Source organism: Pseudooceanicola sp. DL12, assembly GCF_056270665.1.
Genome location: NZ_CM149884.1, coordinates 2,092,231 through 2,116,446, shown reverse-complemented (window position 1 = coordinate 2,116,446; position 24,216 = coordinate 2,092,231). Strand labels below are relative to the sequence as shown.

25 protein-coding genes, 2 tRNA genes and 1 pseudogene are annotated in these 24,216 nt (G+C 63.0%); 20 read left to right on the top strand and 8 right to left on the bottom strand.

From position 1 onward, the window contains the following. Nucleotides 1-70: 70 nt before the first annotated feature. Nucleotides 71-146, top strand: a tRNA-Ile gene (locus tag AC0WR5_RS09925). A 449-nt stretch (nucleotides 147-595) separates the two neighbouring features. Next, nucleotides 596-2,206 (top strand): alpha-D-glucose phosphate-specific phosphoglucomutase, encoded by a 1,611-nt coding sequence (locus AC0WR5_RS09920; protein WP_475868710.1) that lies wholly within the window; start codon nucleotides 596-598, stop codon nucleotides 2,204-2,206. A 115-nt stretch (nucleotides 2,207-2,321) separates the two neighbouring features. Here the strand turns inward: AC0WR5_RS09920 and AC0WR5_RS09915 are convergent, their stop codons facing one another. Then, nucleotides 2,322-3,161: an inositol monophosphatase family protein gene (locus AC0WR5_RS09915; protein WP_475868708.1), complete on the bottom strand. Its 840-nt coding sequence runs from the start codon at nucleotides 3,159-3,161 to the stop codon at nucleotides 2,322-2,324. A 24-nt stretch (nucleotides 3,162-3,185) separates the two neighbouring features. Beyond that, on the bottom strand, nucleotides 3,186-4,481 hold the full coding sequence (locus tag AC0WR5_RS09910; protein ID WP_475868706.1) for an ATP-binding protein: 1,296 nt from the start codon (nucleotides 4,479-4,481) through the stop codon (nucleotides 3,186-3,188). A gap of 39 nt (nucleotides 4,482-4,520) precedes the next feature. On the opposite strand from AC0WR5_RS09910, the gene AC0WR5_RS09905 reads away from it, so the two are divergent. The 4 genes from AC0WR5_RS09905 to AC0WR5_RS09890 all read left to right on the top strand — a co-directional run bounded on the left by AC0WR5_RS09905 (nucleotide 4,521) and on the right by AC0WR5_RS09890 (nucleotide 6,724). After that, nucleotides 4,521-5,432 (top strand): MBL fold metallo-hydrolase, encoded by a 912-nt coding sequence (locus AC0WR5_RS09905; protein ID WP_475868704.1) that lies wholly within the window; start codon nucleotides 4,521-4,523, stop codon nucleotides 5,430-5,432. A 112-nt stretch (nucleotides 5,433-5,544) separates the two neighbouring features. Beyond that, a tRNA-Asn gene (locus tag AC0WR5_RS09900) sits at nucleotides 5,545-5,619 on the top strand. 124 nt (nucleotides 5,620-5,743) lie between these two features. After that, nucleotides 5,744-6,160 (top strand): DUF6538 domain-containing protein, encoded by a 417-nt coding sequence (locus tag AC0WR5_RS09895; RefSeq protein WP_475868703.1) that lies wholly within the window; start codon nucleotides 5,744-5,746, stop codon nucleotides 6,158-6,160. Between the two features lie 30 nt (nucleotides 6,161-6,190). Further along, on the top strand, nucleotides 6,191-6,724 hold the full coding sequence (locus tag AC0WR5_RS09890; protein WP_475868701.1) for a hypothetical protein: 534 nt from the start codon (nucleotides 6,191-6,193) through the stop codon (nucleotides 6,722-6,724). Nucleotides 6,725-6,826: 102 nt separating this feature from the next. Here the strand turns inward: AC0WR5_RS09890 and AC0WR5_RS09885 are convergent, their stop codons facing one another. Continuing rightward, on the bottom strand, nucleotides 6,827-7,009 hold the full coding sequence (locus AC0WR5_RS09885) for a hypothetical protein (RefSeq protein WP_475868699.1): 183 nt from the start codon (nucleotides 7,007-7,009) through the stop codon (nucleotides 6,827-6,829). Nucleotides 7,010-7,155: 146 nt separating this feature from the next. Between AC0WR5_RS09885 and AC0WR5_RS09880 the strand changes: the two genes are divergently transcribed. The 3 genes and pseudogenes from AC0WR5_RS09880 to AC0WR5_RS09870 all read left to right on the top strand — a co-directional run bounded on the left by AC0WR5_RS09880 (nucleotide 7,156) and on the right by AC0WR5_RS09870 (nucleotide 9,990). Next, entirely contained in the window at nucleotides 7,156-7,650 is a 495-nt protein-coding gene (locus tag AC0WR5_RS09880) for a site-specific integrase (RefSeq protein ID WP_475868697.1), read from the top strand. Nucleotides 7,651-7,782: 132 nt separating this feature from the next. Beyond that, nucleotides 7,783-8,517, top strand: a pseudogene (locus AC0WR5_RS09875) (IS5 family transposase). 264 nt (nucleotides 8,518-8,781) lie between these two features. Continuing rightward, on the top strand, nucleotides 8,782-9,990 hold the full coding sequence (locus AC0WR5_RS09870; protein WP_475868696.1) for an MFS transporter: 1,209 nt from the start codon (nucleotides 8,782-8,784) through the stop codon (nucleotides 9,988-9,990). Between the two features lie 15 nt (nucleotides 9,991-10,005). Here the strand turns inward: AC0WR5_RS09870 and AC0WR5_RS09865 are convergent, their stop codons facing one another. Beyond that, the gene (locus AC0WR5_RS09865) at nucleotides 10,006-10,896 is read right to left on the bottom strand and encodes a LysR family transcriptional regulator (RefSeq protein WP_475868694.1); all 891 of its coding nucleotides are present in this window, start codon (nucleotides 10,894-10,896) and stop codon (nucleotides 10,006-10,008) included. 121 nt (nucleotides 10,897-11,017) lie between these two features. On the opposite strand from AC0WR5_RS09865, the gene AC0WR5_RS09860 reads away from it, so the two are divergent. The 5 genes from AC0WR5_RS09860 (at nucleotide 11,018) to AC0WR5_RS09840 (ending at nucleotide 13,073) form a co-directional block, all read left to right on the top strand. After that, a complete protein-coding gene (locus AC0WR5_RS09860; protein WP_475868692.1) occupies nucleotides 11,018-11,215 on the top strand; it encodes a hypothetical protein in 198 nt (65 codons plus the stop codon). A gap of 188 nt (nucleotides 11,216-11,403) precedes the next feature. Further along, the gene (locus AC0WR5_RS09855; protein WP_475868690.1) at nucleotides 11,404-11,727 is read left to right on the top strand and encodes a thioredoxin family protein; all 324 of its coding nucleotides are present in this window, start codon (nucleotides 11,404-11,406) and stop codon (nucleotides 11,725-11,727) included. Between the two features lie 21 nt (nucleotides 11,728-11,748). Then, nucleotides 11,749-12,177, top strand: coding sequence for an OsmC family protein (locus AC0WR5_RS09850; protein ID WP_475868688.1), 429 nt, complete (start codon nucleotides 11,749-11,751; stop codon nucleotides 12,175-12,177). A 62-nt stretch (nucleotides 12,178-12,239) separates the two neighbouring features. Beyond that, a complete protein-coding gene (grxC, locus tag AC0WR5_RS09845) occupies nucleotides 12,240-12,497 on the top strand; it encodes a glutaredoxin 3 (protein WP_475868686.1) in 258 nt (85 codons plus the stop codon). Between the two features lie 90 nt (nucleotides 12,498-12,587). Next, nucleotides 12,588-13,073, top strand: a complete 486-nt coding sequence (locus AC0WR5_RS09840; RefSeq protein ID WP_475868684.1) for a DUF2938 family protein — start codon at nucleotides 12,588-12,590, stop codon at nucleotides 13,071-13,073. 277 nt (nucleotides 13,074-13,350) lie between these two features. Here AC0WR5_RS09840 and AC0WR5_RS09835 read toward each other — a convergent pair whose 3' ends face one another. Further along, the gene (locus AC0WR5_RS09835) at nucleotides 13,351-14,031 is read right to left on the bottom strand and encodes a type 1 glutamine amidotransferase domain-containing protein (protein ID WP_475868682.1); all 681 of its coding nucleotides are present in this window, start codon (nucleotides 14,029-14,031) and stop codon (nucleotides 13,351-13,353) included. 132 nt (nucleotides 14,032-14,163) lie between these two features. Here AC0WR5_RS09835 and AC0WR5_RS09830 point away from each other — a divergent pair, with 132 nt between their 5' ends. After that, nucleotides 14,164-15,081 carry a LysR family transcriptional regulator gene (locus AC0WR5_RS09830; RefSeq protein WP_475868680.1) on the top strand — a complete coding sequence of 306 codons (918 nt, stop codon included), beginning with the start codon at nucleotides 14,164-14,166 and terminating at the stop codon, nucleotides 15,079-15,081. Nucleotides 15,082-15,450: 369 nt separating this feature from the next. Here the strand turns inward: AC0WR5_RS09830 and AC0WR5_RS09825 are convergent, their stop codons facing one another. From AC0WR5_RS09825 to AC0WR5_RS09815, 3 genes are read right to left on the bottom strand one after another with little or no spacing between them, the layout of a single operon-like run. Further along, nucleotides 15,451-16,449: a TRAP transporter substrate-binding protein gene (locus tag AC0WR5_RS09825; RefSeq protein WP_475868678.1), complete on the bottom strand. Its 999-nt coding sequence runs from the start codon at nucleotides 16,447-16,449 to the stop codon at nucleotides 15,451-15,453. A gap of 3 nt (nucleotides 16,450-16,452) precedes the next feature. Further along, complete coding sequence (locus AC0WR5_RS09820; protein WP_475868676.1) at nucleotides 16,453-16,992, bottom strand: TRAP transporter small permease; 540 nt, start codon at nucleotides 16,990-16,992, stop codon at nucleotides 16,453-16,455. Between the two features lie 9 nt (nucleotides 16,993-17,001). After that, complete coding sequence (locus tag AC0WR5_RS09815) at nucleotides 17,002-18,288, bottom strand: TRAP transporter large permease (RefSeq protein WP_475868674.1); 1,287 nt, start codon at nucleotides 18,286-18,288, stop codon at nucleotides 17,002-17,004. Nucleotides 18,289-18,485: 197 nt separating this feature from the next. On the opposite strand from AC0WR5_RS09815, the gene AC0WR5_RS09810 reads away from it, so the two are divergent. From AC0WR5_RS09810 to AC0WR5_RS09790, 5 genes are all read left to right on the top strand, one after another. Further along, entirely contained in the window at nucleotides 18,486-19,223 is a 738-nt protein-coding gene (locus AC0WR5_RS09810) for a TetR/AcrR family transcriptional regulator (RefSeq protein WP_475868672.1), read from the top strand. A 67-nt stretch (nucleotides 19,224-19,290) separates the two neighbouring features. Beyond that, nucleotides 19,291-20,526 carry an NAD(P)/FAD-dependent oxidoreductase gene (locus tag AC0WR5_RS09805; RefSeq protein WP_475868670.1) on the top strand — a complete coding sequence of 412 codons (1,236 nt, stop codon included), beginning with the start codon at nucleotides 19,291-19,293 and terminating at the stop codon, nucleotides 20,524-20,526. Nucleotides 20,527-20,546: 20 nt separating this feature from the next. Then, complete coding sequence (locus tag AC0WR5_RS09800) at nucleotides 20,547-21,809, top strand: aspartate aminotransferase family protein (protein ID WP_475868668.1); 1,263 nt, start codon at nucleotides 20,547-20,549, stop codon at nucleotides 21,807-21,809. A gap of 35 nt (nucleotides 21,810-21,844) precedes the next feature. Further along, the gene (locus AC0WR5_RS09795) at nucleotides 21,845-23,305 is read left to right on the top strand and encodes an amidohydrolase family protein (RefSeq protein ID WP_475868666.1); all 1,461 of its coding nucleotides are present in this window, start codon (nucleotides 21,845-21,847) and stop codon (nucleotides 23,303-23,305) included. After that, nucleotides 23,302-24,210, top strand: coding sequence for a CobW family GTP-binding protein (locus AC0WR5_RS09790; RefSeq protein ID WP_475868664.1), 909 nt, complete (start codon nucleotides 23,302-23,304; stop codon nucleotides 24,208-24,210). Before AC0WR5_RS09795 ends, AC0WR5_RS09790 begins: the two co-directional genes overlap by 4 nt. Nucleotides 24,211-24,216: the final 6 nt, after the last annotated feature.

Here is a 24,216-nt window from a genome sequence, read left to right as displayed (position 1 = left end):
CAGCCCCCTTCGTGCAAGCGCTCGGGCTTGACGCTGTCGCGACGCGTCACTACCACTGCCCAGCAAGGTAGGGCCTGTAGCTCAACGGTTAGAGCAGAGCGCTCATAACGCTTTGGTTGCGGGTTCGAATCCTGCCGGGCCTACCAGAACTTCCCTGTTTCTCATCTGCCGAATGAAAATTTTCGTGCGTACTGGCCAGCTAGCGCTGCTCCGGCACGACTACGGCAGAGCGATGCGTCACGGCTAAACGGGCCCAGGCTGAAAGCGGAAAGTACGAAGTCGGCCACCCAGCCCGCGTTTTCAAAGCGTTTGGAGCGCCTGACCAAGTATACATACTCTCTCATCACCAATCGCGATTCACCGGGCGGCCATGAAACGTCGAGCATCAAGGCGAGCAGATGAAGCGCCCGTCGAGCGATGCAAATTATGGGCGAGCATTGGAGACATGCCCTGTGGCGAGGCGTTCTTTTGTGACGTTGGCGCGAATTTGCACCCGCATCCTTTTGAAGTCATACAAACGCGATAGGTTAGCCTTCGACCGGACCGCAAAACATCCCCGCGGCCCGCCCCCGGACAAAAAAGGACGACAGGATTGATGGACGCGACGACCAAATCGGTAACCCCTTTCGAAGGCCAGAAGCCAGGCACATCGGGCCTGAGAAAAAAGACACGTGTCTTCATGGAACCCGCCTATGTCGAGGCCTTTGTCCAGTCGATTTTCAACGCCATCGGCGGATGCGACGGCAAGATCTTTGTCGTGGGCGGTGACGGGCGCTACTTCAATGCCGAGGCGATTCAGACGATCCTTCGCATGGCAGCGGCCAATGGCGCGGCGCGCTGCATCGTAGGCCAAGGCGGTCTTCTCTCAACGCCGGCAGCCTCGAATCTGATCCGTAAGCGCGGCGCCGACGGTGGGCTGATCCTGTCGGCCAGCCACAATCCCGGCGGCATCGACGAGGATTTCGGCCTCAAGTACAACATCTCGAACGGCGGCCCGGCCCCCGAGAGCGTTACCTCCGCCATTTATGAGCAGACGAAGACCCTGCGCTCATACAAGACACTGGTAACCAAAGATCTCGACCTTTCCGTTCTTGGCGAAACCACGCTCGGAGGCATGACCGTCGAGATCATCGACCCGGTGACAGACTATGCCGCGCTGATGGAAACCCTATTTGACTTCGATGCGATCCGAGGCCTCCTGACCGGAGGCTTCTCGATGAAGTTCGACGCGATGCATGCCGTCACCGGACCATATGCCAAGGCGATCCTTGAAGGCACACTCGGCGCGCCCGAGGGCACGGTTCTGAACGGCACCCCCTCGGTCGATTTCGGCGGTGGCCATCCCGATCCGAACCCGATCTGGGCCAAGCCGCTGGTTGACCTGGTCATGGGGTCGGACGCCCCCGATTTTGCCGCCGCCTCGGACGGCGACGGTGATCGCAACATGATCCTGGGCAAGGGCATCTACGTGACCCCCTCGGACAGTCTCGCCGTGCTCGCCGCAAATGCGCATCTCGCGCCGGGGTATGCACGTGGCCTCGCCGGTGTCGCGCGCTCCATGCCGACCTCGCGGGCTGCTGACCGCGTGGCCGAGAAGCTGGGCATCGGCGCTTATGAAACGCCGACCGGCTGGAAGTTCTTCGGCAACCTCCTGGACGCCGGCCGGGCGACGCTTTGCGGCGAGGAAAGCGCAGGCACGGGATCAGACCACGTGCGCGAGAAGGATGGTCTCTGGGCCGTGCTGCTATGGCTCAACATCCTCGCAGCACGCAAGATGTCCGTCGCCGAGATCCTGATGGACCATTGGCAGACCTACGGAAGGGACTATTACTCCCGCCATGACTACGAAGCCGTCGATGCCGGCGTCGCCAACGCCATCATGGACGACCTGAAGGCGATCAAGACCCTGCCGGCGGGGATCGAGAAGATCGACAGTTTCTCCTACAAAGATCCGGTCGACGGTTCCGTCTCCGAGAACCAGGGGATGCGTGTTTACTTCGAGGGCGGTGCGCGCGCGGTTATGCGCCTCTCGGGCACCGGCACCGAAGGTGCGACGATCCGCCTCTACCTGGAGCAATACACCCCGGCCGACGGTAATCTTCGGATCGAAACCCAGGCCGCGCTCGCCCCCCTGGTCTCGGCCATGGAGGATCTGACGGGCCTGAAGAGCCGCTCCGGGCGCTCAGCTCCGGACGTGATGACCTGAGCCGTATTCGAAAGACGGCAAAGCCCAATCCATGAGAGCACTCCGCGGTACGTGATCGATAAGACATACCGCGGAGCCGCAAAGTGTTGAGGGCAATCATGGCAGGACAATCCCTTCAGGGCGCCTCGTGCCCACCAAACATGCTCGCCGTCGCCTCGCAGATCCCTGCTTCAAGCCCGGGCGCCCCAGCGCAAACCGGAAAGGCCTGTTGGGGCGCCCCGATATCCATCCCGTCATGAAACCAGCCTCCGGCCTCGGTGATGATCACCCGTGCCGCGGCAATGTCCCAGGCATGAATGCTGGCCTCGAAATACCCCTGAAACCTCCCCGCGGCGACATAGCAGAGCGCCAGCGCCCCCGCCCCGGGCAGCCGCGGCCGATACCCTTTCTCCATCAGCGCGGCAAGCGGCCCGAATGTGTGTTCCGGCGGCCAGCGACGCGTCAGGCCAAAGGCAAGACGGCGATGACCCGCATCCGTGTCATCCTTCCGCAATTTCAGGGTTCTTCCATCTAGGAACGCCCCGATCCCCAGCGCTGCCGAGAACTCCTCGTTCCGGTTGGGATCGAGAACGACACCCAGAACCGAACGTCCCCGGTGCAGCAATCCCAGGGACACGCACCAAAAGGGAATGTTGCCAGCGTAATTCTCGGTGCCATCAATGGGATCGATGACCCAGGTCCAATCTCCGATTTGCCCGCCTTCCTCCTCGCCCAGAATATCGTGCAGGGGAAAGTGCGCGGCGACCTCTTTTCTCAGAAAGGCCTCTACCTTGCGATCATAGGCGGTGACCAGATCCTTGCCGTTCTTGTATTCGACACCGCGATTCCCGCCATCATGATATCCTTCCATCGCGATCTCGCCCGCCCGTCGAGCAAGGGCACGCGCAATGACAAGCCATTGCGCCAATTGCCTTTTGTCGGCACCCTGCGACATATCGATTTGATCCGATGCCATGTCGGCCCCTCTCAATTTCCTCTATCAGCGACCGATCACGATATCTGCGCGCAGTCCACCCAGCTTCTCGCTCTTGTCCAGACGGAGTGTGCCCCCGTGGGCACGGGCGATATCGAAAGCAATGGACAATCCGAGCCCCACACCGGACCCCTTGTTCTGATTTCGGCTGGGTTCAAGGCGTGCGAAAGGCCGCAGCGCCGTCTCCCGCTGATCCTCCGGAATGCCTGGGCCATCATCTTCGACCCGAATCCGAAGCGCCTTGGGTGTCAAATCCACGCTGACCTCAGTGTGATCCGCATAGCGACCGGCATTCCCGATCAGGTTCTCGAGCGCCCGGCGGATCGCAACCGGTCGCAGCGCCATCTCCCCCTCGCCCTCGGCATGGACAAGCGTGACTTCCATTCCTCCGCGAGAGGCATCCGAGACGACGGCCCGAACCAACGATATCGGATCAACGCTCTGTTCCACCTCCTCGGCCGTTCCCCGAGCGAAGGAAAGGAACTCATCCAGCATCTTCTGCATATCGTTGATATCCGCCTCGAGCGGCTCGCGGTCCTCCGGATCGAGCATCGACACAGCCAGCTTCATCCGGGTCAACGGCGTTCGCAGGTCATGACTGACGCCTGACAACATCAATGTGCGCTGCTCGATATGCCGTTCAATCCGGGCCCGCATCTCGACAAAGGCATTGCCGGCTGCACGCACTTCCACCGCGCCCGACGGGCGGTAAGGCATGTGCTGTCCCCTGCCAAAGGCCTCGGCGGCCTTTGCCAACCTTGTGATCGGGCGCAGCTGATTGCGGAGGTAGATAAACGAAATCAGCGTCATCAAGAGACTGAAAAACACCATATTTACAAGGAGTTGGTGAGGGTTTGAGGCAGACACCCGGGAACGCGCAAAACTGACTTCGATGATATCCCCGTCGTCGGTCAGAAAGACTTCGACCCTGTGATCATCCGGCAGCCGCACCGCGACGATCCCTGGAACATCAGTCCTTAAGCCCCGCACCACGACCCGGCCGGACAGGTCGAACCACCGTACGCTGTCCTCGTCCGGAACGGTATCCGGATCGACCGGCCGAATGTCGACGGCCAGCGCCTGCGAAAATTTCGGCCCCTCATCCGCCTTGCGTTCGTTCAACAGGAAATTGACATCGCGACTGACGCTCTGCGTCATCTGCTCCGTTACCCCCTCGAAATGCCGCTGGATGAAGATCACCGAGACAACAAGCTGAAGCGTGACCACCGGCAGCACCAATATCAGTGCTGCCCTTCCATAGATGCCGCGAGGCACATATCGTTTGAGCCAGGAAAAGAACATGTGCCACCCTAAGCCGCGTGGAATGAGGAGAAAAGCCGAATGGATGCGTTGCAGAGCTTTGCCGCAGAACCGGGCATTCCGGACAAGGTCACGCCCCTGATACGGCGTATCCTTGCTCCGAATCCATCCCCATTCACCGGGCCAGGAACCAACACCTATCTTGTCGGCCACAGACAGCTCGCCGTCATCGACCCTGGTCCCGAAAGCGACGATCACCTTACAGCCATCCTCGCCGCCCTGGGTCCCGAACAAACCGTCAGTCACATCCTTGTAACGCACGCCCATGTCGACCACTCGCCCCTGGCCAGGCGCCTGTCGGCCATCACGGGGGCCCCCGTCTTGGCCTACGGCGACGCGGTTGCCGGGCGCTCGGACATCATGAGTGAGCTCGCCGAGACCTGCGAAATCGGAGGAGGTGAAGGCCGCGACATGGAGTTCCGGCCCGATATCGAGCTCGCAAATGGTGCCAGTGTCGACGGCGACGGCTGGCGGATTGAAGCGATCTGGACCCCCGGCCACTTCGGCAACCACCTCTGCTTCGATCTCGACGGCGTGGTGTTCACCGGAGACCTGGTGATGGGCTGGGCTACCTCCCTCGTGTCGCCTCCCGACGGGGACCTGACCGATTTCATGACGTCCTGCCGCGTTCTTGGGACACGTCCGTCTCGCGTCTTTCTGCCCGGTCACGGACCCGAAATTGAAAGCCCCGCCGCAAGGCTCGAGTGGCTTATTGCCCATCGCATGGCTCGGGAGGCCTCGATTCTGCGCGCCCTGAAAGATGGTCCCGGAACGCCCAAACAGCTCACATACCGAGTATACACGGACATCGAGCCATATCTGCTTCCCGCGGCCCAGAGGAACCTCTTGGCGCACCTCATCGACCTCACCCGCCGCGGGCTGGTCACCCCCGAGGAAACCTTGTCGGCAGAGGCCGTTTTTCAGTTAAAATGACAGTTTTTCATATTTATTTTCAGTCACTTACACTAACACTTTAAAAAAAGGCAACGAAAACCAGAATAGCTCTTGCAGCCCCAGAATCCCATCGCTATACACCGCCCCATGTTCCGGCGTAGCTCAGCGGTAGAGCAGTTGACTGTTAATCAATTGGTCGTAGGTTCGATCCCTACCGCCGGAGCCAATTCACCCACTAAGCCCTTGATAATCAAGGCATAGGCTGAATTTGGCAAGTACAGTGTTACACAGCACTGTAGCACAAGTTCCTGAAATGCGGGTCGCTCGTCTCCAATCTTGGAGGCCGCATCTTGGCGACCACCCCTTACCTCCTGCAGCGCGGCTCCACTTGGAGCCGGCGGCGGCGCTTACCGGCGTTATCCACAAAAACCCGACATTGGCAGCTGTCTCTGCGCACCACGGACCGGTCGATCGCATGTATCATCGCACGCAGATTGAACTACGAGTGCGACCGGATGCTGGATGCAATCACTGATGGAAAACTGCCCCCCGGCCAGGCCAAGGCTTGGCTGACCTCGGTTGTGCGCAGCGAGCTTGACCGCATCGAGCGTCAGCGCATGATTAGCCGGATGGACCCGGTGGGCTCATCCGAAGAAGACCAGCGTCTCGATTGGGCGACGGCGCGCGCTTGGTCTCACCTCGCGAGTAAGGGACTGCATCCGGATCTCTCCGCTCACGACCGACGCACCGTACTCAACAAAGGTTAGAGTGAGACAGGCATCGCGTCGCTGGAGACGATGCTTGGCATCCTGTCGCGCGACCTACTGTCCGAGGCGGGCGTCAACAAGATGCTTCGCGCCGCGCGGGACTGCGTTCAGACGGCTACAGGCGAGACCTTGACCCCTGCGGCCGAGACGATTCTCTCTCTGCGGCAACTGCTGCTGGCGGAAAAAGCCGCGGCCTGGTCCGCATCAGAAGGTCGGGAAGATCCGAGCCTTGAACAAGCGCGCGCCCTTGCTCGGGAAATCCTCGACGGCGCGGCTGCCGAGATGATCGATACCCGAGAGCCTCTTCACATCTCCGAGGAAGCCACCCTGATCGAGGCACCTGCCCCAATTCGAATCTCGGCCCAGAGGCCAGAGTTCAGTTTCGATCCGGACATTGTCGCAGTCGTCGAGCGTATCAACGCCGAGAGGGATCGCGATCACTTCAAGGAAGACACCAGGAAGCAGCTTGCCGCCCAGGCACGCCTGTTCATCAAGGCAACCGGCATCACCAACGTTCGGGATATCACGCAGGGCCATCTCAAGTTCTACAAGTCGGTCCTGTAACGCCTTCCGACGAGCTACGGGAAAAGCGCAAAGGATGCAGACGGGACTATCGATGAGCTTCTGGAACGCGCCGAGGATCTTCCCGAAAAGAAGGTCGGCCTCTCACCTCGAACGATCAACGGCCACCTGGACCGTTTCAAGCTCATCTTCCAGTTCGCCAAAAGCGAAAGCATCCCGATTTCGGACTCGATCGAACTCGGCCTGTTCCGCGTGCGGGAAGAAAAGCGCAACCGCGACAAGCGCGAAGCCTTCACCCTGCCGGAACTCCAGCAGGTCTTCCGGCATCCGATCTGGACGGTGTGCAGATCAACGTCGCGGCGTCATGAGCGCGGCAACATCGTGAAGGCGGACGGGCTCTACTGGGGCCGATCCTGGCTGGCTACAGCGGCGCCCGGCGGGAGGAGGTTCTCGGGCTGGAACCCCGTGATGTCGTGTCCGTCGACGGCATTCCCTGCTACCACATCCGCGACAACATGCACCGCGGGGTCAAGACCTTCAGTTCGGAGCGCCTGGTTCCCATCCACGAGCACCTGATCGAGCTGGGCTTTTTCAGACATGTTGAAGAGATGCGTCAGCGAGGCGCCTCGGCCCTCTTCCCCGAGTTGATCGCGACAAACGATAGCCAGTCCTTCGGAGACAAGATCTATTACAACTGGGCGAAGGCGCTGGTGCTGCAGTTGTACGGTAACCCGAGGGAGCTCTGCTTCCACTCGTTCCGCCATTATGCCATCGCCCACCTGAAGGAATTGCCCGAGGTCAGCGAGAAGCAACGCCGTGACCTGGTCGGGTACAGCGACGGTGACGTGCATGATGAGCAATATGATGTCGCGACGTCGATGCCCTTGATGAGCAGCGTGGTTGCGAAGCTGCCGCCATTGTTCCGACACGCTGACGAAATCAATGCCTGGCGCGCCTACCGAACATGATGACGAATGGCGCGGATGGTCACATCAGATTCAGAAAATCATTTTCGACATATCGGATGCTTCGGCTCGTGATTGCCCGCCCGAGGGCCCTCTCCCCTTACGCTCCGGACCCATCAATTTCAGGCTTTTCGCATGTTTCAGGCTCCGCAAGGAGACCTGATCGATGAGCATCTATATTGGCCGACCGACGCCCAGATGGAGCGTCTGAAGCCGTTCCCTCCCAAAAGCCATGGGAAGCCCCGCGTTGATGATCGCTGCGCCCTTGGCGGCATAGTCTTCATCAGTCGCAATGGGTTGCGCTGATGTGACTCCCCGAAGGAATACGACCCAGCCAAGACGGTCATGATCGACGCGACCTATCTCAAGGCACACCGCTCGACATCAAGCCTTGGGGTGAAACAGGGGGGGCGCGGCCGCCTGATCCACTGCCCCTCGGGGCATTGCGAAGGAATGTCCCGAGAGGGGCGCACCACAGGTGGGATGAACACCACGCTGCACACCGTTGCCGATGCGAAGGGCCGCCTAATCGGGTTCTTCATGTCTGCCGGGCCGGTCAGTTACACCGGAGCGGCGGCTCTTCCGAGTAGCCTGCCACAGGCGCGTTCGCTTCTGGCCGATCGGGGCTGTGATGCCGATTGGTTCAGAGAAACGTTGAAAGACAAGGCGGCAAAGGTCTGCATTCCGGGCCGGAAGTCGCGGAAGACGGCGGAGAAATACGACAAGAGGCGCTACAAACGGCGCAACCGCATCGAGATCATGTTCGGGCGGTTGAAGGATTGGCGGCGCGTTGCACCCCGTTATGACAGCTGCCCGGAAACCGTCTTCTCGGCGATCATGCTCGCCGCAACCGTCGTGTTCTCGCTGTGAAAGTCTAAGGGTCTGGAGCCTTGGTGGCAATGTAGCGGCGGAACACCCGGTGCTGATCTGACATTCGACATCAGCGCGGCACATGACCGGAACCCCGCAAGAGGTCACGACTGCGAGAAATGCCCTCCGGCACAATCATCGTTTCTCTCTAGCGCATCAAAACCTATTCAAGATTGGAAATTAAAGTCTCCCTCAGCTCTCCTTAGATCCGTGAGCATATCGCCCGCGCCACTCAGCGGGCCCTTCAAGTTATCGGAGATCCTCATGCCTATCGGAGTCTGGGCCTTGACGGCTGCCGCGCTCGCCATCGGAATGGCCGAGTTCGTGATCGTCGGCATCCTGCCCCAAATCGCCCGTGATACCCAGGTGAGCCTCGCCACTGCGGGCCTCACCGTCAGCATCTACGCGCTGGCCGTTGCCATAGCCGCACCTCTGCTGACCGCACTTACGGGACGGTTTGACCGAAAGAAGCTGGTGCTGGGCCTCATGGTCCTGTTTGTCATCGCCAACACCCTCTCGGCGCTTGCGCCGACCTTCGGCACGCTCCTTGTCGGCCGTATTTTGTCGGGCGTCGTACAGGGCGTCTTCTACTCGGTTGCCACGGTCGTCGCGGCGCAGATGGTGCCCAAGGAGAAGGCCGGTCAGGCCATCGCCACCATGTTCACCGGCATCACCCTGTCGCTGATCTCGGGCGTGCCGGTAGGCACCTTCATCGCCAACTACTTCAGCTGGCGTGCCACCTTCATCGCAGTCACCGGTATCGGGGCGCTGTCCTTCGTCGCACTGGCCTGGCTGCTGCCGCGCAACATCGCGCGCCCCGCGCCGTCGTCCTTTGCCGAGCAGATGTCCGTGGTGCTGAAGCCGCGCCTTGCGCTGCTCTTCGCGATCACGCTTGTCGGCTATGGTGGCTCTTTCGTGACCTTTACCTACCTTTCGCCGATCCTCGAACAGTTCACCGGCATGACCCCGAACGGCATCGGCACGCTGCTCTTCTTCTACGGTGTCGCGGTGGCAATCGGGAATCTAGTCTGTGCGCGTATCGCGGACCGAGTGGGCGCAATGCCCGTGCTTCTGGGGATCTATGGCGTGATGGCCCTGGCACTCCTGCTGCTGATCCCCTTCGCAGGAAACCTGATGACGGTCGTGCCATTGGTGATCATCTGGGGCATTGTGGCCTTCGGGTCGGTGTCGATCCTTCAGCTCTACGCCGTAAACCAGGCAGCGCTGATTGCACCCCGGCTGGTGAACGCGACCTCGAGCATGAACATCTCGGCCTTCAACCTCGGCATCGCGTTTGGCGCTGGCGGCGGCGGCTGGGTGGTCGATCACCTCGGCCTCGGCATGACAGGGCCAGTGGCGGGTGTCGTCGTGATGGCCGGATTGGCTCTGGCCGTGGTCAGCGCCAGTATCGACCGCAAGCACTGCGCTGCGCTGCGGGCAGGCAACGACGGCGAGTGCCCTGAGGCTGCATGACCGCAGAAGGGGCCGTCAGGCTGCGGCCCCTTCCAACGCCAGGTCGCGCAGCGTGCCGAGAAGCGGCGACGGATCGTCCTTTCGCCAGGCCAGCGCGACGGTGAGAGAGGGCGCCGGATCTTCCAGTTCCACGATCCGCATGTCGCCACTGGCTGCACAATCGATGCGGTTGGTGACGAAGCTCACGCCCATTCCGGCCTCGACCAGACAGAGGCAGCTTTGCCCCTCGGTACAATCCTTCACCTTCGGCCTGAAGCCGGAGACGGCGCAGGCGCGGATGATTTCGTCATGCACGCCGGGGTTCTGCGCGCGGGCCGGGATGATGAAGGTCTCCCCCGCAAAGGCCGAGAGCGGCAGCGGCGCACTACCAAGCGCCTTCAGGTGCGGATGCGTCACCGGCACGGCAAGACGCATCTGCTCTGAGTGGATCTCCCGCACCTCCAGCGCCGGGTCTTCAGCAGGCATCAGCAGGAAGGCTGCGTCGATTTCGGCGGCTACCAGATCCTTCACCTGGGCGTCGGTGGGCAGCTCGTGGATGGAAACTTCGATCTCAGGATGCGCCTCGCGAAAGCCGCGGATAACGCCCGGAAAGACCGTCTGCATTGCCAAGGGAGTGACCCCGATGGCAAACCGCCCGCTTTCTTCAGCAATCGCATGCCGCACCGCCCGCTGAACCTGGTCAAGGTGGGCCAGCAACCCGTCGGCCTCGCGCCGAAGTACAACGCCCGCGGGCGTCAACGACACGCGCCGGGTCGTTCGCTCGAACAGCTTTACCCCCAGCTTGTGCTCGAGCTGGGCGATGGTCTTGGTCACCACCGGCTGGCTCATGTTCAGCATCTCGGCAGCGCGGTTGAAGTTCAGCGTTTCTGCCACGCGGGTGAAGCACCTTAATTCCTTGATTTCCATGATCGCCCAATTGATCCGATTATTGAATTTATCTCTATACCGATTACGAATTTAAACTTCGCCTTTCGACGCATATATCTCCATCGAGATGATAAAGGCAAGCGAAGGAGCACGAAAGACGATGGAGCGCAAACTGAGCATCCTCGGCTCAGGCCCTTCGGACCGGACGGCGGCGATCCACGCCACCCGCGACGAAACGCTGTGGAGCCTCGCGACCGATGGTGTTTTCATTGCCATAGTCCATAGCCTGCCAACCGAGATCTTTGCCAAACAGCTGACGCTGAAAGCTGGCGCCACCGTCCAGCCGAGCCTGAGATAACCGACACCAGAATCCCCGGCGTCTTTGCTGCGGGCGCCGTGGCGGTCGACCAGTTCCGGCAAGCCGTCACTGCCGCCGGCCAGGGCTTCATGGCCACGCTGGAGACGGGGCGCTACTGCGCCGGGCTGCCCCTCGCCGTCCCGGCCGCCCCCCCCCCGACGACGACACATCACCCCAAAGGAAAAGACATGAAGAAAGACGTTACCACGCTGGATGCCAGCAACTTCGACAGCTTCATCAACGGGCAGGGCCGCGTGAAGGTCCTGCGTTTCTGGGCCACCTGGTGCCGCCCCTGCATCGCGCTGGAGCCCACCTATAACGAGGTCGCCTCGGAACTGGCCGACACCGCCGCCTTCGGCGAGGTCGACATCGACAAGGCGCCAGAGATTGCCGGCGCATTCGGCATCCGCTCCGTTCCCACCGTGGTGGTGATGAAGGACGGGCAGCCGGTCGACGTGGTCGTCGGCCTGAACCCCAAGGCGCAATACGTGCAGGCCGTGAAGGCGGCCTGAGGCTAAAGAAGGAGAAGACCAATGGCTGATATCAAGATGATCTCCACCTGGGACGGTGGCTTCAAGGGCGAAGGTAAGATCACCGGCGAAGGCTGGGACGTAGCCATCGGCATCCCTGCCGAGCTCGGCGGCTCAGGAGCTGGGGCCGATCCCAAGTCGCTCTTCACCTCTGCCACGCTGGCGTGTTTCACCGCGACCCTGCGCGCCATTACTGCGAACAAGAAGGTCCCAGTAGAGACCCTATCCGTAGAAACGCAAGCGACTGCGACGGATGACGACTTCGCTATCCGCCACACCGCGAAACTGGTGCTGAGCGCAGGCGCCACTGATGCCGAGCGCGCGTCCGCCGAGAGCGCCATCGCGACGGCCGACAAGGTCTGCGTGGTCGGCAACCTCGCAAAGAAGGCCGGCGTGACCATCATAGTGACCCCCGAGATTACCCTAGGCTGATCCTGGGAACAGAAACCGAGGGGCGCGCCTTTGGGCGCGCCCTGCATGACAAGGACAACGACATGGCTAAGATCGACATCTACACCACGCCCTTTTGTGGCTTCTGCTCCCTCGCGAAATCCCTGCTGTCGAGGAAGGGCGCTGCCTTCAACGAGATCGACGTGATGAACGGCGAGGCCCGCCGGGCCATGATGGCCCGCGCCGGCGGTGCCCATACTGTTCCGCAGATCTTCATCGGTGAAATCCACGTCGGCGGCTGCTCGGAGCTCATGGCGATGGAGCGCGCAGGGCAACTCGACCAGCTCCTGGCCCCCGATTGATGCGATTTCACGATCAATCGCCGTGCAGGAAAGAATTTATCGCTTAGCTTCGGTGGCGCTACGCCTGCGACAACATCGGAGGAGTTGCTCATGACCGAAGACATCATCACCTTCATCCTGGTCGTCGGGATCGGGTCCACCATCGCGCTTGATCTCTGGGGCGTCTTCACTGCCAGGATTGGCTGGATGCCCGGCACGCATTGGCCCTCCGTCGGCCGCTGGCTGCTGAGGATCCCGACGGGTCGCCTTGTCCTCGACAGCACCGACACCCGCCCGCACACCGGGGCCGAGGCCGCCACCGGCTGGATTTTCCACTACCTGATCGGCCTCGCCTACGCGGTGATGTTTCCGCTGATCTGGGGGACGGGCTTCATCGAGGCGCCCACTGTCTTCCCCTTCATCCTGATCGGCGTCGTGATCAGTACGCTGGCGGGCCTGATCATCCTGATGCCCGGCATGGGCGGAGGCCTCTTCGCCCGCAAACTGCCGAACGCCGGTGGGATGATCACCTATGTGCTGGTGGCCCACGTAGTGTTCGCCCTGGCGCAGTATCTAATGGCGCTGGCAGTGACGTGAACTTCGCAGGCTCCTTGAAATTGACACCTTGGTCGGGGCTGACCTGTCTTGCGAAGACTTATCCTCGGTTCGATTGACCGAAAGTGAACACATCGGCCATCCGTACAAACTGCAGAGAGCTCCTGCTTCCCGCTATATAAATAGCCGGGGAATACAAGACAGGGAGGTTCGCTCCCTGCGCATCAAATTCGCTCGGGTCAAATCTCGGCTCGCGCCGTTCCGCACGGCAGTCCAAGTGCCAAGGCGCCGCCCGTCGGCGGGCGGCGCTGCTACGTACTTAAAGCAGCTCGAGAACCTTTTGTGCCGCAGCCTCCGACGAAGCCGGGTTCTGTCCGGTGACCAGTCGGCCATCCGCCACGGCGTGGGGGTGCCAGTCATCCACACCCTCGAAGTCGGCGCCAAGCTCACGCAGGGTCGCTTCCAGCAGGAACGGCACGGCCTCCGTCAGGCCGGCGGCTTCTTCCTCACTGTCCGTGAAGGCGGTAACCTTGCGGCCCTTCACAATGGGAACGCCGTTCGAATCCACGACGTTCTTGAAGGCGGCCGGGCCGTGGCAGACGGATGCGACGATCTTGCCGCTGTCCCAGGCGGTGCCGATGACCTTGGCGGCAAGCGGGCTTTCCGCGAGGTCGAACATCGCGCCGTGGCCGCCCGGAATGTAGAGTGCATCATAGGCGCCCACGTCCTCATCTTCCAGGCGCCCGGGGGCCTCCAGAAGCGCCGTAGCCGCGCCATCTGCGCGGAACCGAGTGACCGAAGCCGGCGTGTCTTCACCCGTCACGTCGGAATTTGGATCAATGGGAACCGGCCGGCCACCGAGCGTGACCAGCGTGACCTCGTGGCCCGCATCGAGGAACGCGTAATAGGGGCTGGCCAGCTCTTCATACCAGACGCCCGTCGGTTTGCCGGTGTCACCCAGGACATCGGCGGCGGTGGATAGGATCAGAATACGTGCCATTTTCAAGGCCTCCTTGGTTTGGGCAGAACGTCGCGTCGGGGCTTGCCCGGGACGTCTACAGCTCGATATGGGCCATGACTGAGGAATCGAGAAATTGATGTCATCCATATCAGAAATCGATATTCTGGAGACATGACCGCCGATATATCTCTACTCCGCGTTTTCCATGCCGTGATGGAGGAACGCAATGTCACCGCCGCGGCTCAGCGCCTGGGCCAATCGCAAAGCACCGTCAGCGCGGCCCTCGCGCGGCTGCGGATCGCCCTGGGGGATGAGCTTTTCCTGCGTGCCAGGTACGGCGTCGAGCCAACCGAAAAGGCGTTGCAGATCGCGCCGGACATCGCGGCCGGGCTGGAAAGGCTGGAACAGGCCTTCCGGGCCGCCGAGCCCTTCGATCCAGCACAGAGCACGCGCCGCTTCCGGCTATTGCTGGGCCCCTATGCTGAAGTGGTGCTGGCCCCGCTGCTGGCAGAGGCGTTCGCTCGTCAAGCCCCCGAGGCCCAGCTTGAGATCGCGCCAATTGGGCCCGACCTGGATCCCCGGTCGCTTGCCGGGCACACTTTCGATCTTGCCATCGGGCGGTTCCATCCGCCGCCACAGGACCTTGTGGTCTCGGACCTGTTCAACGACGGGTTCCGCTGCATCGTGGCACCCGAGATCCTGGCGGGAGGCGCCGTTCTGGACCGCGACCTCTATGAGAGTCTGCCGCATGTGGTGGTGGCGCCGCCTGGCAAATGGCGCACCGGTCTGCACAAGTTGACTGCCGACGCAGGGCTGCGGCGCAATACCGCCATTATAGTCTCGCACTTCCTGACGGCCGCGATGACGGTTGCCCGCATCGGCGGCATCGCCACCGTCCCAGCACGTGTCGCCGCCATGGTCTCGGGGCCATACGGTCTCCGGGATGTGGCGGTCCCGCTAAGCCTCGGCACCTTTCCAACCCAGATCGCGTGGCACCCACACAACAGGCGTGATCCGCGCAACATCTGGCTCCGCGACATGCTGAAGGCCCTTGCCTCCGGAGAAGCGCGCGGTGGGCCCGACGCCTAAGACAACATTCATGGCGGCTTGATGCGCCAAACTGTCCTGCGCACCTGGCTTATGAACAGGAGGGGTGACGCCCCTTTCTCGGCTGAAAGTCCATACACTCCAGTTCGATAAGGGCCCTGCCCACTTGCTGCGGCCTTCAGAATGCCCGCGGCATTTGGGGTTTCCGATCAAGCATCTGAAAAGAAGCGTTCGGCCCGAAGCTGTTCGATCAACATGAAGAAGGACTCATCCCTGGTGTCTTGGCCAGTGAAACCCGGCCTGCAGCTCTTGCCCCTGGAATGGTTGATGAGCTTGCCATGCCCGGAAAACCCGAGACACCCCCACACCAGATGCGGGGGTGTCGTCTTTCACAAGGCGAGGATCATGCCGTCACTCGGACGGATAGCTGGCCGCTTCGTCACGCAGTTCCGTAATGCGGTCCTGGGAAACGTCTTCCAACAGGTCGGCCATGTCGGCCGTAGCTTTCTTGAAAGTTGACAGCTCCGCATCGGTCGGCTCGTACACAGCGATACCTGCGGCATTGAGGTCGGCACGGTGCTGGGCTTCGGACTCGTCGACGAAATCGAAGACCTCGGCCAGTGCCTTGTGGGAGGCCTCGTTCACCTGGGCCTTCTCTTCATCCGACAAGCCATCCCACCATGCTGTGGAGGCAAGTGCCAGGCGGGCGGACATGATCACCTTGGCGTCGGTGAAGTTGGTGAAAAGATCCGCCTGACCGAAGGCCAGAGGCACGATGGAGGCGTTGACGTAACCGTCGGCGATACCAGTCTGGATGGCGTTCGGCACTTCGGAGAACGGGATGACCACGCCGGAGGCGCCCATCATCTCGAACATCTTCAGCTGGTTCGGGTCCAGAGCACGCATGCGCAGTCCTGCCATGTCGGCCGCGGACTTCACTTCGTGCTTGTTGTTGAAGATGCCCAGCTGGCCGCCCGAGGGAACCACGGCAAGAATGTGCATGCCTTCGGATTCCAGCTTCTCGTTCACCTCGTCGAGATAGCCGGACTGGGTGAAGAAGTTGAACACCTGCCGAGAGGAGGCAAACGTATAGGGCAGCTGCATCACGCGCATCTCGGGGACGAACTGGTTCGCCACCGCGTAGTTCGACATCGAGACGTCGAGGATGCCGGCGCGGATCTGATCCAGGCGCTCGTCTTCTCCGCCGATGGAATCCCGCGGGAATTCCTCGGTTTCCCAGCCCATTTCCTTGAGCTCGCCCAGCAGGTTGTCGACGTAGCGGTAGGTCGCCTGCTTGTTGCGATCGGGCGTCGCATCAAGCGCAACGCCGATGGATTGTGCCTGGGCCGCGCCGGTCACCGCAGCGGACAGGGCCATGGCGGCTGCCGTGGCGAGGATGAAATGTTTCATGGGTCACTCCGTCATGTTGGATTCGAATTCTTCGGCGTAAGCCGTTTCCTTGGCGAGGACGTTGGGCGAGAACAGCGCCCCCAGTCCCGCAAGTCCGTGCAGCAGGATCAGCCCGACCGCAACCGGAAGCGCCGAGGCCATCCAGGCGGTCGAGATTTCCAGCCCTTCCGAGGTCCGCCCGATCTGGCGTTCGACAAAAGGCAGCGCGTAGTAGAGCACCGGGGCGAAGAACACCCAGGAGCCGATGAAGCGGGCCACGACCTGCACCTTCTGCCGCCAGATCACCTCGGCGGGGGGATGCACCATTGCCGGGTCGGCGTGGGTGTGGAAGGCGCAGGAAGCCCCCAGAAGCCCCCCCCAGACCATCAGCCAGCGCGCCAGCTCTTCGGTCCAGAAGGGCGGCGAGGCAAAGGCATAGCGGGCCACGACCTGCAGCATCATCACTGCCAGCATCGCGAGGAAACAGAACGCCGCGATCTTCTTGGCCACGGTATTGAGGATTTCGGACAGGGCGTAGAGCATGTCGGCGAATTTGATCATCATTCCGCTCCCTTACTTGATGAAGCCGCTGATGCGCGGCAGGAACAGGCTGATGTCGGGCACGAAGGTCAACACCAGCAGGACGACCAGCTGAACCAGCAGGAAGGGGGCTGCCGCCCGGGCGATGGACCAGTAGGGCGTGCCCGAGACGGTAGAGACGACGAGCAGCGCCGCACCGAAGGGCGGTGTCACGATTCCCAGCGTCAGGTTCACGACGATCACGATACCCAGGTGCACAGGGTCCGCGCCCATGGCAACGCCGGTAGGCACCAGCAGCGGCACCAGCAGCGCCAGCGCCACCGGCACTTCGAGGAACATTCCGGCGACCAGGAAGACCGCGTTCAGCAGCAGAAGGTATTTCCAGCCCTCGAACCCCAGGCCGATCAGCATCTCTGCCAACTTGGATGGGATCTGTTCGAGTCCGGCAAGGTAGCCGAAGATCGCCACGGCGGAGAGCAGGATGAAGATGGAGCCCGACAGGATGGCCGTACGCTCCAGGCTGGCGAAGAGCTTGGCAAAGGTCATCTCACCGTAAATAATGCCCGCCAGGATGGCACAGCAGACGGCAACGCCCGCGGCCTCGGTAGGCGTCATGACGCCGAAGACGATGCCGGCAAGGATGATGACAGGAATGACCGTGGCCGGCAGCGCGTAGATGAAACGGCGGCCCAGTTCGCGGGCCGGGACGCGTTCGCCGCTGGGGTGGTCATGGCGGTGCGCCATCCAGGCGTTCGCGGCGAAGAGCGCCAGCGCCATGAAGAGGCCCGGCAGGATGCCCGCAACGAAAAGTGCCGCGACCGAGGTGTTCATCAGGGCACCGTAGAAAATCATGACGATCGACGGCGGGATGATCGGCCCGATCACCGAAGAGGCGGCCGTAATCGCCCCCGCATAGGACCCGCTGTAGCCCGCCTTGCGCATCGCCGGGACCAGCGTATTCGACACCGAGGCCGCATCTGCCATGGCAGAGCCCGAGATGCCCGCGAAGAAGACCGATGTCAGGATGTTCACATGGCCAAGCCCCCCCTTCAGGCGCGCCATCATGCCCATCGACAGGCTGAGCAGCGCCCGTGTCACGCCGGCGCGGTTCATGATTTCGCCCGCGAGAATGAAGAGCGGCATCGACATGATCGAGAACAGGTCGACATGGGCGATGATCCGCTGCGGCGCCGCAGCGAGAAAACGCACGCGATCTGCGGCGAAGAAGGACAGGACGGACGCGGCGCCGATCAGATGCGCCAGCACGGCCCCGCCCAGGAGCAGGAATGTAGAGAAGATGAGGATCGCGATGGCCGCCATGGTGGCTCCAATTTCAGCAGGTGGTCGTCAAAGGGCCGTGGGGAGCGGCCGGAAAGCTTGATCACTGTTGCACTTCCTATTGAACGGTGATCAATAATTTATTGAACGGTGATCAATAGTATGGTGACCATTCTGCACAAACCGTGACTTAAGCTGAATTTTCGCACATATTTTAGTCACACGTTCTGGAGTCGAGCTTGGCAAGCGATCAAAAAGAAGGCAGCAAACCGCGTGGCCGCGCCGCCGCAATCGGATTGACCAAGGACGGAATCGTTGCCGCTGCAGTCCGCCAGATAGATGAAAAAGGCCTGGCCGCCTTTTCGATCCGCGACCTTGCGCGCACGCTCGGTGTGTCGGCCGGCAATATCTACTGGCACGTCGGCGGCGCGAAGGAGGATCTATTCGCCGAAATTTCGGCCTCGATCACCGGCTCCGTGTCCGAGAACCTCTTGCCGGGCATGGACTGGCAGAGCCGTCTGCGCTCGGTCTTCCTCTCCTACCGCGATCACGTCCGCGAACATGCCAATGTTGCGCCCCTTCTGGGTGCGCAGCTGAAGTCCAACGGGGTCGCCAACCTCGCCTGGGTCGAGGTCGTTCTGGGCGCGCTGAAGGAAGCGGGCTACGACGGAGAGATGCTGCGCGATGCCTTCAATGCGCTGATCGGCGGGCTGGCAGGCTTTGTCACCATGGAATTCGCCCCCGGCCCCGCCGACAGCAGCGGGGACTGGGAGGCGATCTTCGCCAAACGGCTGGAGGCGATCGACCCTGCGCACTTTCCTCTGACACACGCGGTGCTGCCGCAGATTTCCAACCGGATCTTCGTCCTGCGCTGGCAGAACGGCGCCACCATCCCCTACACCAGTAGCTTCGAGCTGCTCCTGGATCTGCTGATCGACGGGCTTGCGGCCCGCGCACCGGCAGGGAGCGAGGCCTGATGCCCGCACCCTATCCAATTAGTCCGGCCCGGCCCCCTGCCCGGCCATATCTTTGAAAGGCGGACCGATGTCCGAAATCCTCGTTCTCGGCGCCGGCATGGTCGGCGTCTCCACCGCGCTGGCGCTTCAGGAGCGCGGCCATGAGGTGACCCTGGCAGACCGGCGCGAACCGGGCCGGGAAACCAGCTACGGAAATGCCGGGATCATCCAGGTCGAAGCGGCCGAACCCTATGCGATACCCCGCGACCTGAAGACCCTGCTGAGCTTTGGCCTTGGGCGCAGCAACGACGTGACCTATTCCCTTTCGGGCATCGGCAGCATGGCGCCCGCGCTGATGCGGTACTTTGCCAATTCATCACCCAAGGGACATGCCAAGGCGGCCGCGAGCTACAGCCAGCTGACCCGCCGGGCGAGCGAGGATCACCAGCCGCTGATCCTGGCGTCCGGCTCCGACAACATGATAACCCGAGAGGGGCTGGTGATCCTGCTTCGCGAGGCGCGGGCCTTTGACCAGGCCGCAGCGGAAGCGGAACGCATCAAGGCGGCATATGGCGTGCAATCCCGCATCGTTTCGGGGCAGGACTGGCGGCGCGAGGAACCCGCTCTGAGGCTGACCCCTGCGGGCGTGGTGCATTACACCGACAGCTGGTCGGTATCCGATCCCGGAGCGCTGACGCAAGCATATGCAAGGCTGTTCGAAAAGCGCGGTGGGCGCATTCTGATTGCCGATGCCGAGACTTTGGCGCGCAGCGGCAAGGGCTGGCAGATCTCAACTGCCGACGGCCCGGTGAGGGTGGAGCAGGCCGTGATCTGCCTTGGCCCCTGGTCCGGGGCCTACCTCAAGCGGTTCGGCGTCAATGTGCCCATGGTCCTGAAGCGCGGCTACCACGCCCATTACGATGCGCCCAGGCGCCCGCGCCGGCCCTTCCTTGATGCGGCCAACGGCGTCGTGCTGTCGAACATGCGCCTTGGCATGAGGATGACCAGCGGTGCGCAGCTTGTCCGCCAGGACGCCCCGGCACATCCGCGCCAGCTGCGCCGCGCCGAAACCGCCGTCGATCCGCTGATCGAGTTGGGCCCGCGCCTGGAAGAACCCCAGTGGTATGGCTCCCGCCCCTGCCTGCCCGGCATGCTGCCGATGCTCGGGGCGCTGCCCAACACCCCCGGCCTCTGGACGAACTTCGGCCACGGCCACCAGGGCTTCACACTTGGCCCCACCACCGGCGCCCTGCTGGCCGAGGCGATGGAGGGAGCGCATTCCCCCCTGATTGATGCCCTCAGCCCGGCCACCCAACTCGCGTAAGACCCCCAAGGAGCACCGAAATGACCCCCTCGCAGATCGACGCCCTGCATTCCGCCGCACTGGAGCGCTATGTTGCGCGCAACCCCGGCAGCCAGGCCGCGCTGGAGCGCGCGCGCAAGGTCCTGCCCGGTGGCAACACCCGCAGCTCTCTTTGGAACGGGCCCTTCCCGCTGTGCGTCGAGGGCGGCGAGGGCTGTCGGATCCGGGACGTCGACGGGCACGTCTATGTCGACATGCTGGGCGAATTCACCGCCGGGATCTTTGGCCATTCCTCGCCGCTGCTGGCGCAAGCGCTGGCCGAGGCCCACGCCCGCGGCATCAACTTGTCGTCGCACACCCCCTATGAGGTCGAGCTGGCCGAACGCCTCTGTGCGCGTTTTCCCTCGCTTGACCTGGTGCGCTTCGCCAACTCCGGAACCGAGGCCAACCTGATGGCGCTGACCGCCGCGCGGCTGGTCACCGGGCGTCCGCGCGTCGTTGTCTTCCAGGGCGGCTATCATGGCGGCGTGCTGACCTTCGGCCACGGCCTGTCGCCGATAAACGTGCCCTTCGACTACGCCTGCCTTGCCTATAACGACCTTGCGGCGGCCGAGGCCGAGCTAGCCGCCAACGGCAGCCGGATCGCCGCCGTGCTGATCGAGCCGATGCAGGGGGCGGGCGGCTGCCGCCCCGCCGACCCCGCCTACCTGGCCGCCCTGCGCGAGCTGACCCGCGAGTCGGGCGCGATCCTGATCTTTGACGAGGTGCAGACCGCGCGCATGTCTACCGGCGGCGCACAGGCCCGTCTGGGGATCACGCCCGACATGACGACCATGGGCAAGTTCTTTGGCGGCGGCCTTGCCTTCGGAGCCTTCGGCGGCAGCCGCGAGATCATGGAGCGGTTCGATCCGGCCCGCCCCGCTGCACTGCCCCATGCGGGCACCTTCAACAACAACTCGCTCACCATGGCCGCGGGTGTCTGCGCCCTCGACAACTACCTCGGCGCCGAGGCGCTGGAGGCGCTCTATGTCCGCGGAGAGGCGTTGCAGCAGGGAATCACCACGGCTCTGGAAGAAACGGGCCTGCCCTTCTACGTGACAGGCATGGGCTCCATCATGAACATACATCCCCACAGCGGGCATGGGGCCGAGGCCGATGGCAAGCTGCTGCAACTGCTGCACCTGACCTTGCAGGAACGCGGCTATTACATCGCCGCGCGGGGTCTCATGGCGCTGTCGCTTGCCGTGGGCGAGGCCGAGATCGCGGGCTTCCTGGACGCCCTGCGCGAGGGCTTCGGCGCATGACCCGGCCCGACCTTATCCTCAGGGGGGGCCGTGTCATGGACCCGGAGACCGGGTTCGATATGGTGACCAATGTCGCCATCACCGACGGCAGGATCAGCGCCATCGGCCCGGGCCTGCCAGCGGCCGCGCAGGAGATGGATGCGACCGGCTGCATCGTCGCCCCGGGGTTCGTCGACATCCACGCCCACGGTCAGACCCTGGCCGCCGACCGAATGCAGGCCTTTGACGGCGTGACGACCGCACTGGAGCTGGAGGTCGGCGCCCTGCCCGTCGCCGAATGGTACGAGACACAGGCGGCACGCCCCCGTGCGTTGAACTACGGCACGTCGGCCGCCTGGCTCTTTGCCCGGCAGAAGGTAATGTCGGGCATCACGCCCTCGGGTGCGCAGCCCTCGATGCAGGCCATGGGCCAGGGGGCCGCGGACCGGCGCTGGTCCACCGATCCTGCCACCGACTCCCAGGCCGCAGAGATCACCGCCATGGTGGCCGAAGCGCTGGACCAGGGTGGCATCGGCATCGGCATCCCCAACGGCTATGCCGCCGGCACCGGCATCCGCGAGCTGACCCGGATCTGCGACCTGGCCGCAGCACACGACAGCGTGACCTATACTCACATCGCCAACATCTCGAACATCGACCCCAAGTCGTCGCTGGAGAGCTACCTGCAGATCATCGGCCTGGCGGGGGCTACGGGCGCGCACATGCACGTCTGCCACCTGAACTCCACCTCACTTACTGATGTTGCGCGCTCAGTCCAGGTGCTCGGCAAGGCCCAGGCACAAGGGCTTCCGATCACGGTCGAGGCCTATCCCTACGGCGCCGGCTCCACCGTAGTCAGCTGGGATTTCCTGACCAGCGAGGGCTTCGAGGCGCGCACCGGAGCCGAGTATAGCCAGATCCAGCTGGTGCGTACGGGCGAGCGGTTCACCGATGCCGACCACATCCGGCAGGCAGCCGCCGAGCACCCCGCCGACCTGATCATGTGGCACTTCCTCGACACCGAGCAGAACCCCGAGCACGAAGGCCTGCTGGACCTGTCGGTGACCTACCCCGGCGGCGCCGTCGCGTCGGACGCCCTGCCCTGGACGATGCCGGACGGAAGCTTCTATGACGGCGACGCCTGGCCGCTGCCGGACGAGGCCTCCTCGCACCCGCGCTCTTCGGGAACCTTCACGCGTTTCCTGTCGCGCTACGTGCGCGACCGGGGCGTGGTGCCGCTGATGGAGGGGATCGCGAAATGCACGCTGATCCCCGCCCGCGTGGTGGAAACCGCCGCGCCGCAGATGCGCCGCAAGGGGCGGCTGCAGCTGGGCATGGATGCGGATCTCTGCGTTTTCGATCTGAACCGGCTAACCGATCGCGCGACTTTCGAACAGATGAATCGCCCGGCCGAAGGCGTGCGCCACCTGCTGGTGGGCGGCACCCCGGTGATCGCCGGAGGCGTGCTGGACACATCCGCCGCGCCCGGCCGCCCGGTGCGGGGTGTCGTCGCATGACCGTCCCCGTCCTTCTCGTTACCGGCTTTCTCGGAGCGGGAAAGACCACGCTGATCAACAGCCTGCTGGAAAGCGGCATCCGCCGCATCGCCGCCATCGTCAACGATTTCGGCGCGATCAACATCGACGCCGAGATCCTCGAAGGCAAGGCGGATGCCATGATCGGACTGGGCAACGGCTGCATCTGCTGTTCGCTTCAGGGCGACCTTCTGCGCAGCCTGAAACAGGTGCTGACGCGCGCCCCCGAAGCGGTAGTGATCGAGGCGTCGGGCGTTTCGGACCCACGCGGCATCCTGCAGACGCTGTCCGACCCGGTTCTGTGGAACGCCGTGCGCCTGGATACGATCCTTTGCGTCATCGACGCGCAGGCGCTGACCGAAGATCCCTCGCGCGCCGACGACCCCCTCTGGCAGGCGCAGGTGCGTGCCTCGGACTATGTGATGCTGTCGAAGACGGACACGGCCAACCCAGAGCGGCTGGCCGCGCTGCGCGCTCGGATAAGCGCGGCATACCGGCTGAAGATGTTCGACGCGAACCGCGACGGCCTGCCTCTGGACCTGCTGTTTATCGACAAGGCCGTTACCCGTGCGCCGCTGGCATCGGGTCGGCTGGAAGGGGCGGACCGCTTCGCCTCGCTCGAGTGGACCCACCCGGGCCGCCTGCCCTTCACCGGTTTCCAGCGCCTGATCGAGGAGCTGGGTCCGGTGCTGTTGCGCGCCAAGGGTATCGTGGTGCTCGCCGAACGCGATGGCGCGCTGCTCTTCCAGATGGTTGGACGCCGTGCCGGCTTCGAGCCGGCGAGGGACACCGCGCCGGGCTGCCGGCTGGTGATGATCGGCGAAGGCGCGGCCTTTGATCCAGAACAGATCCGCGCCCGCCTTGATGCCCTGGCGCTTGCCCCATGACGAAAG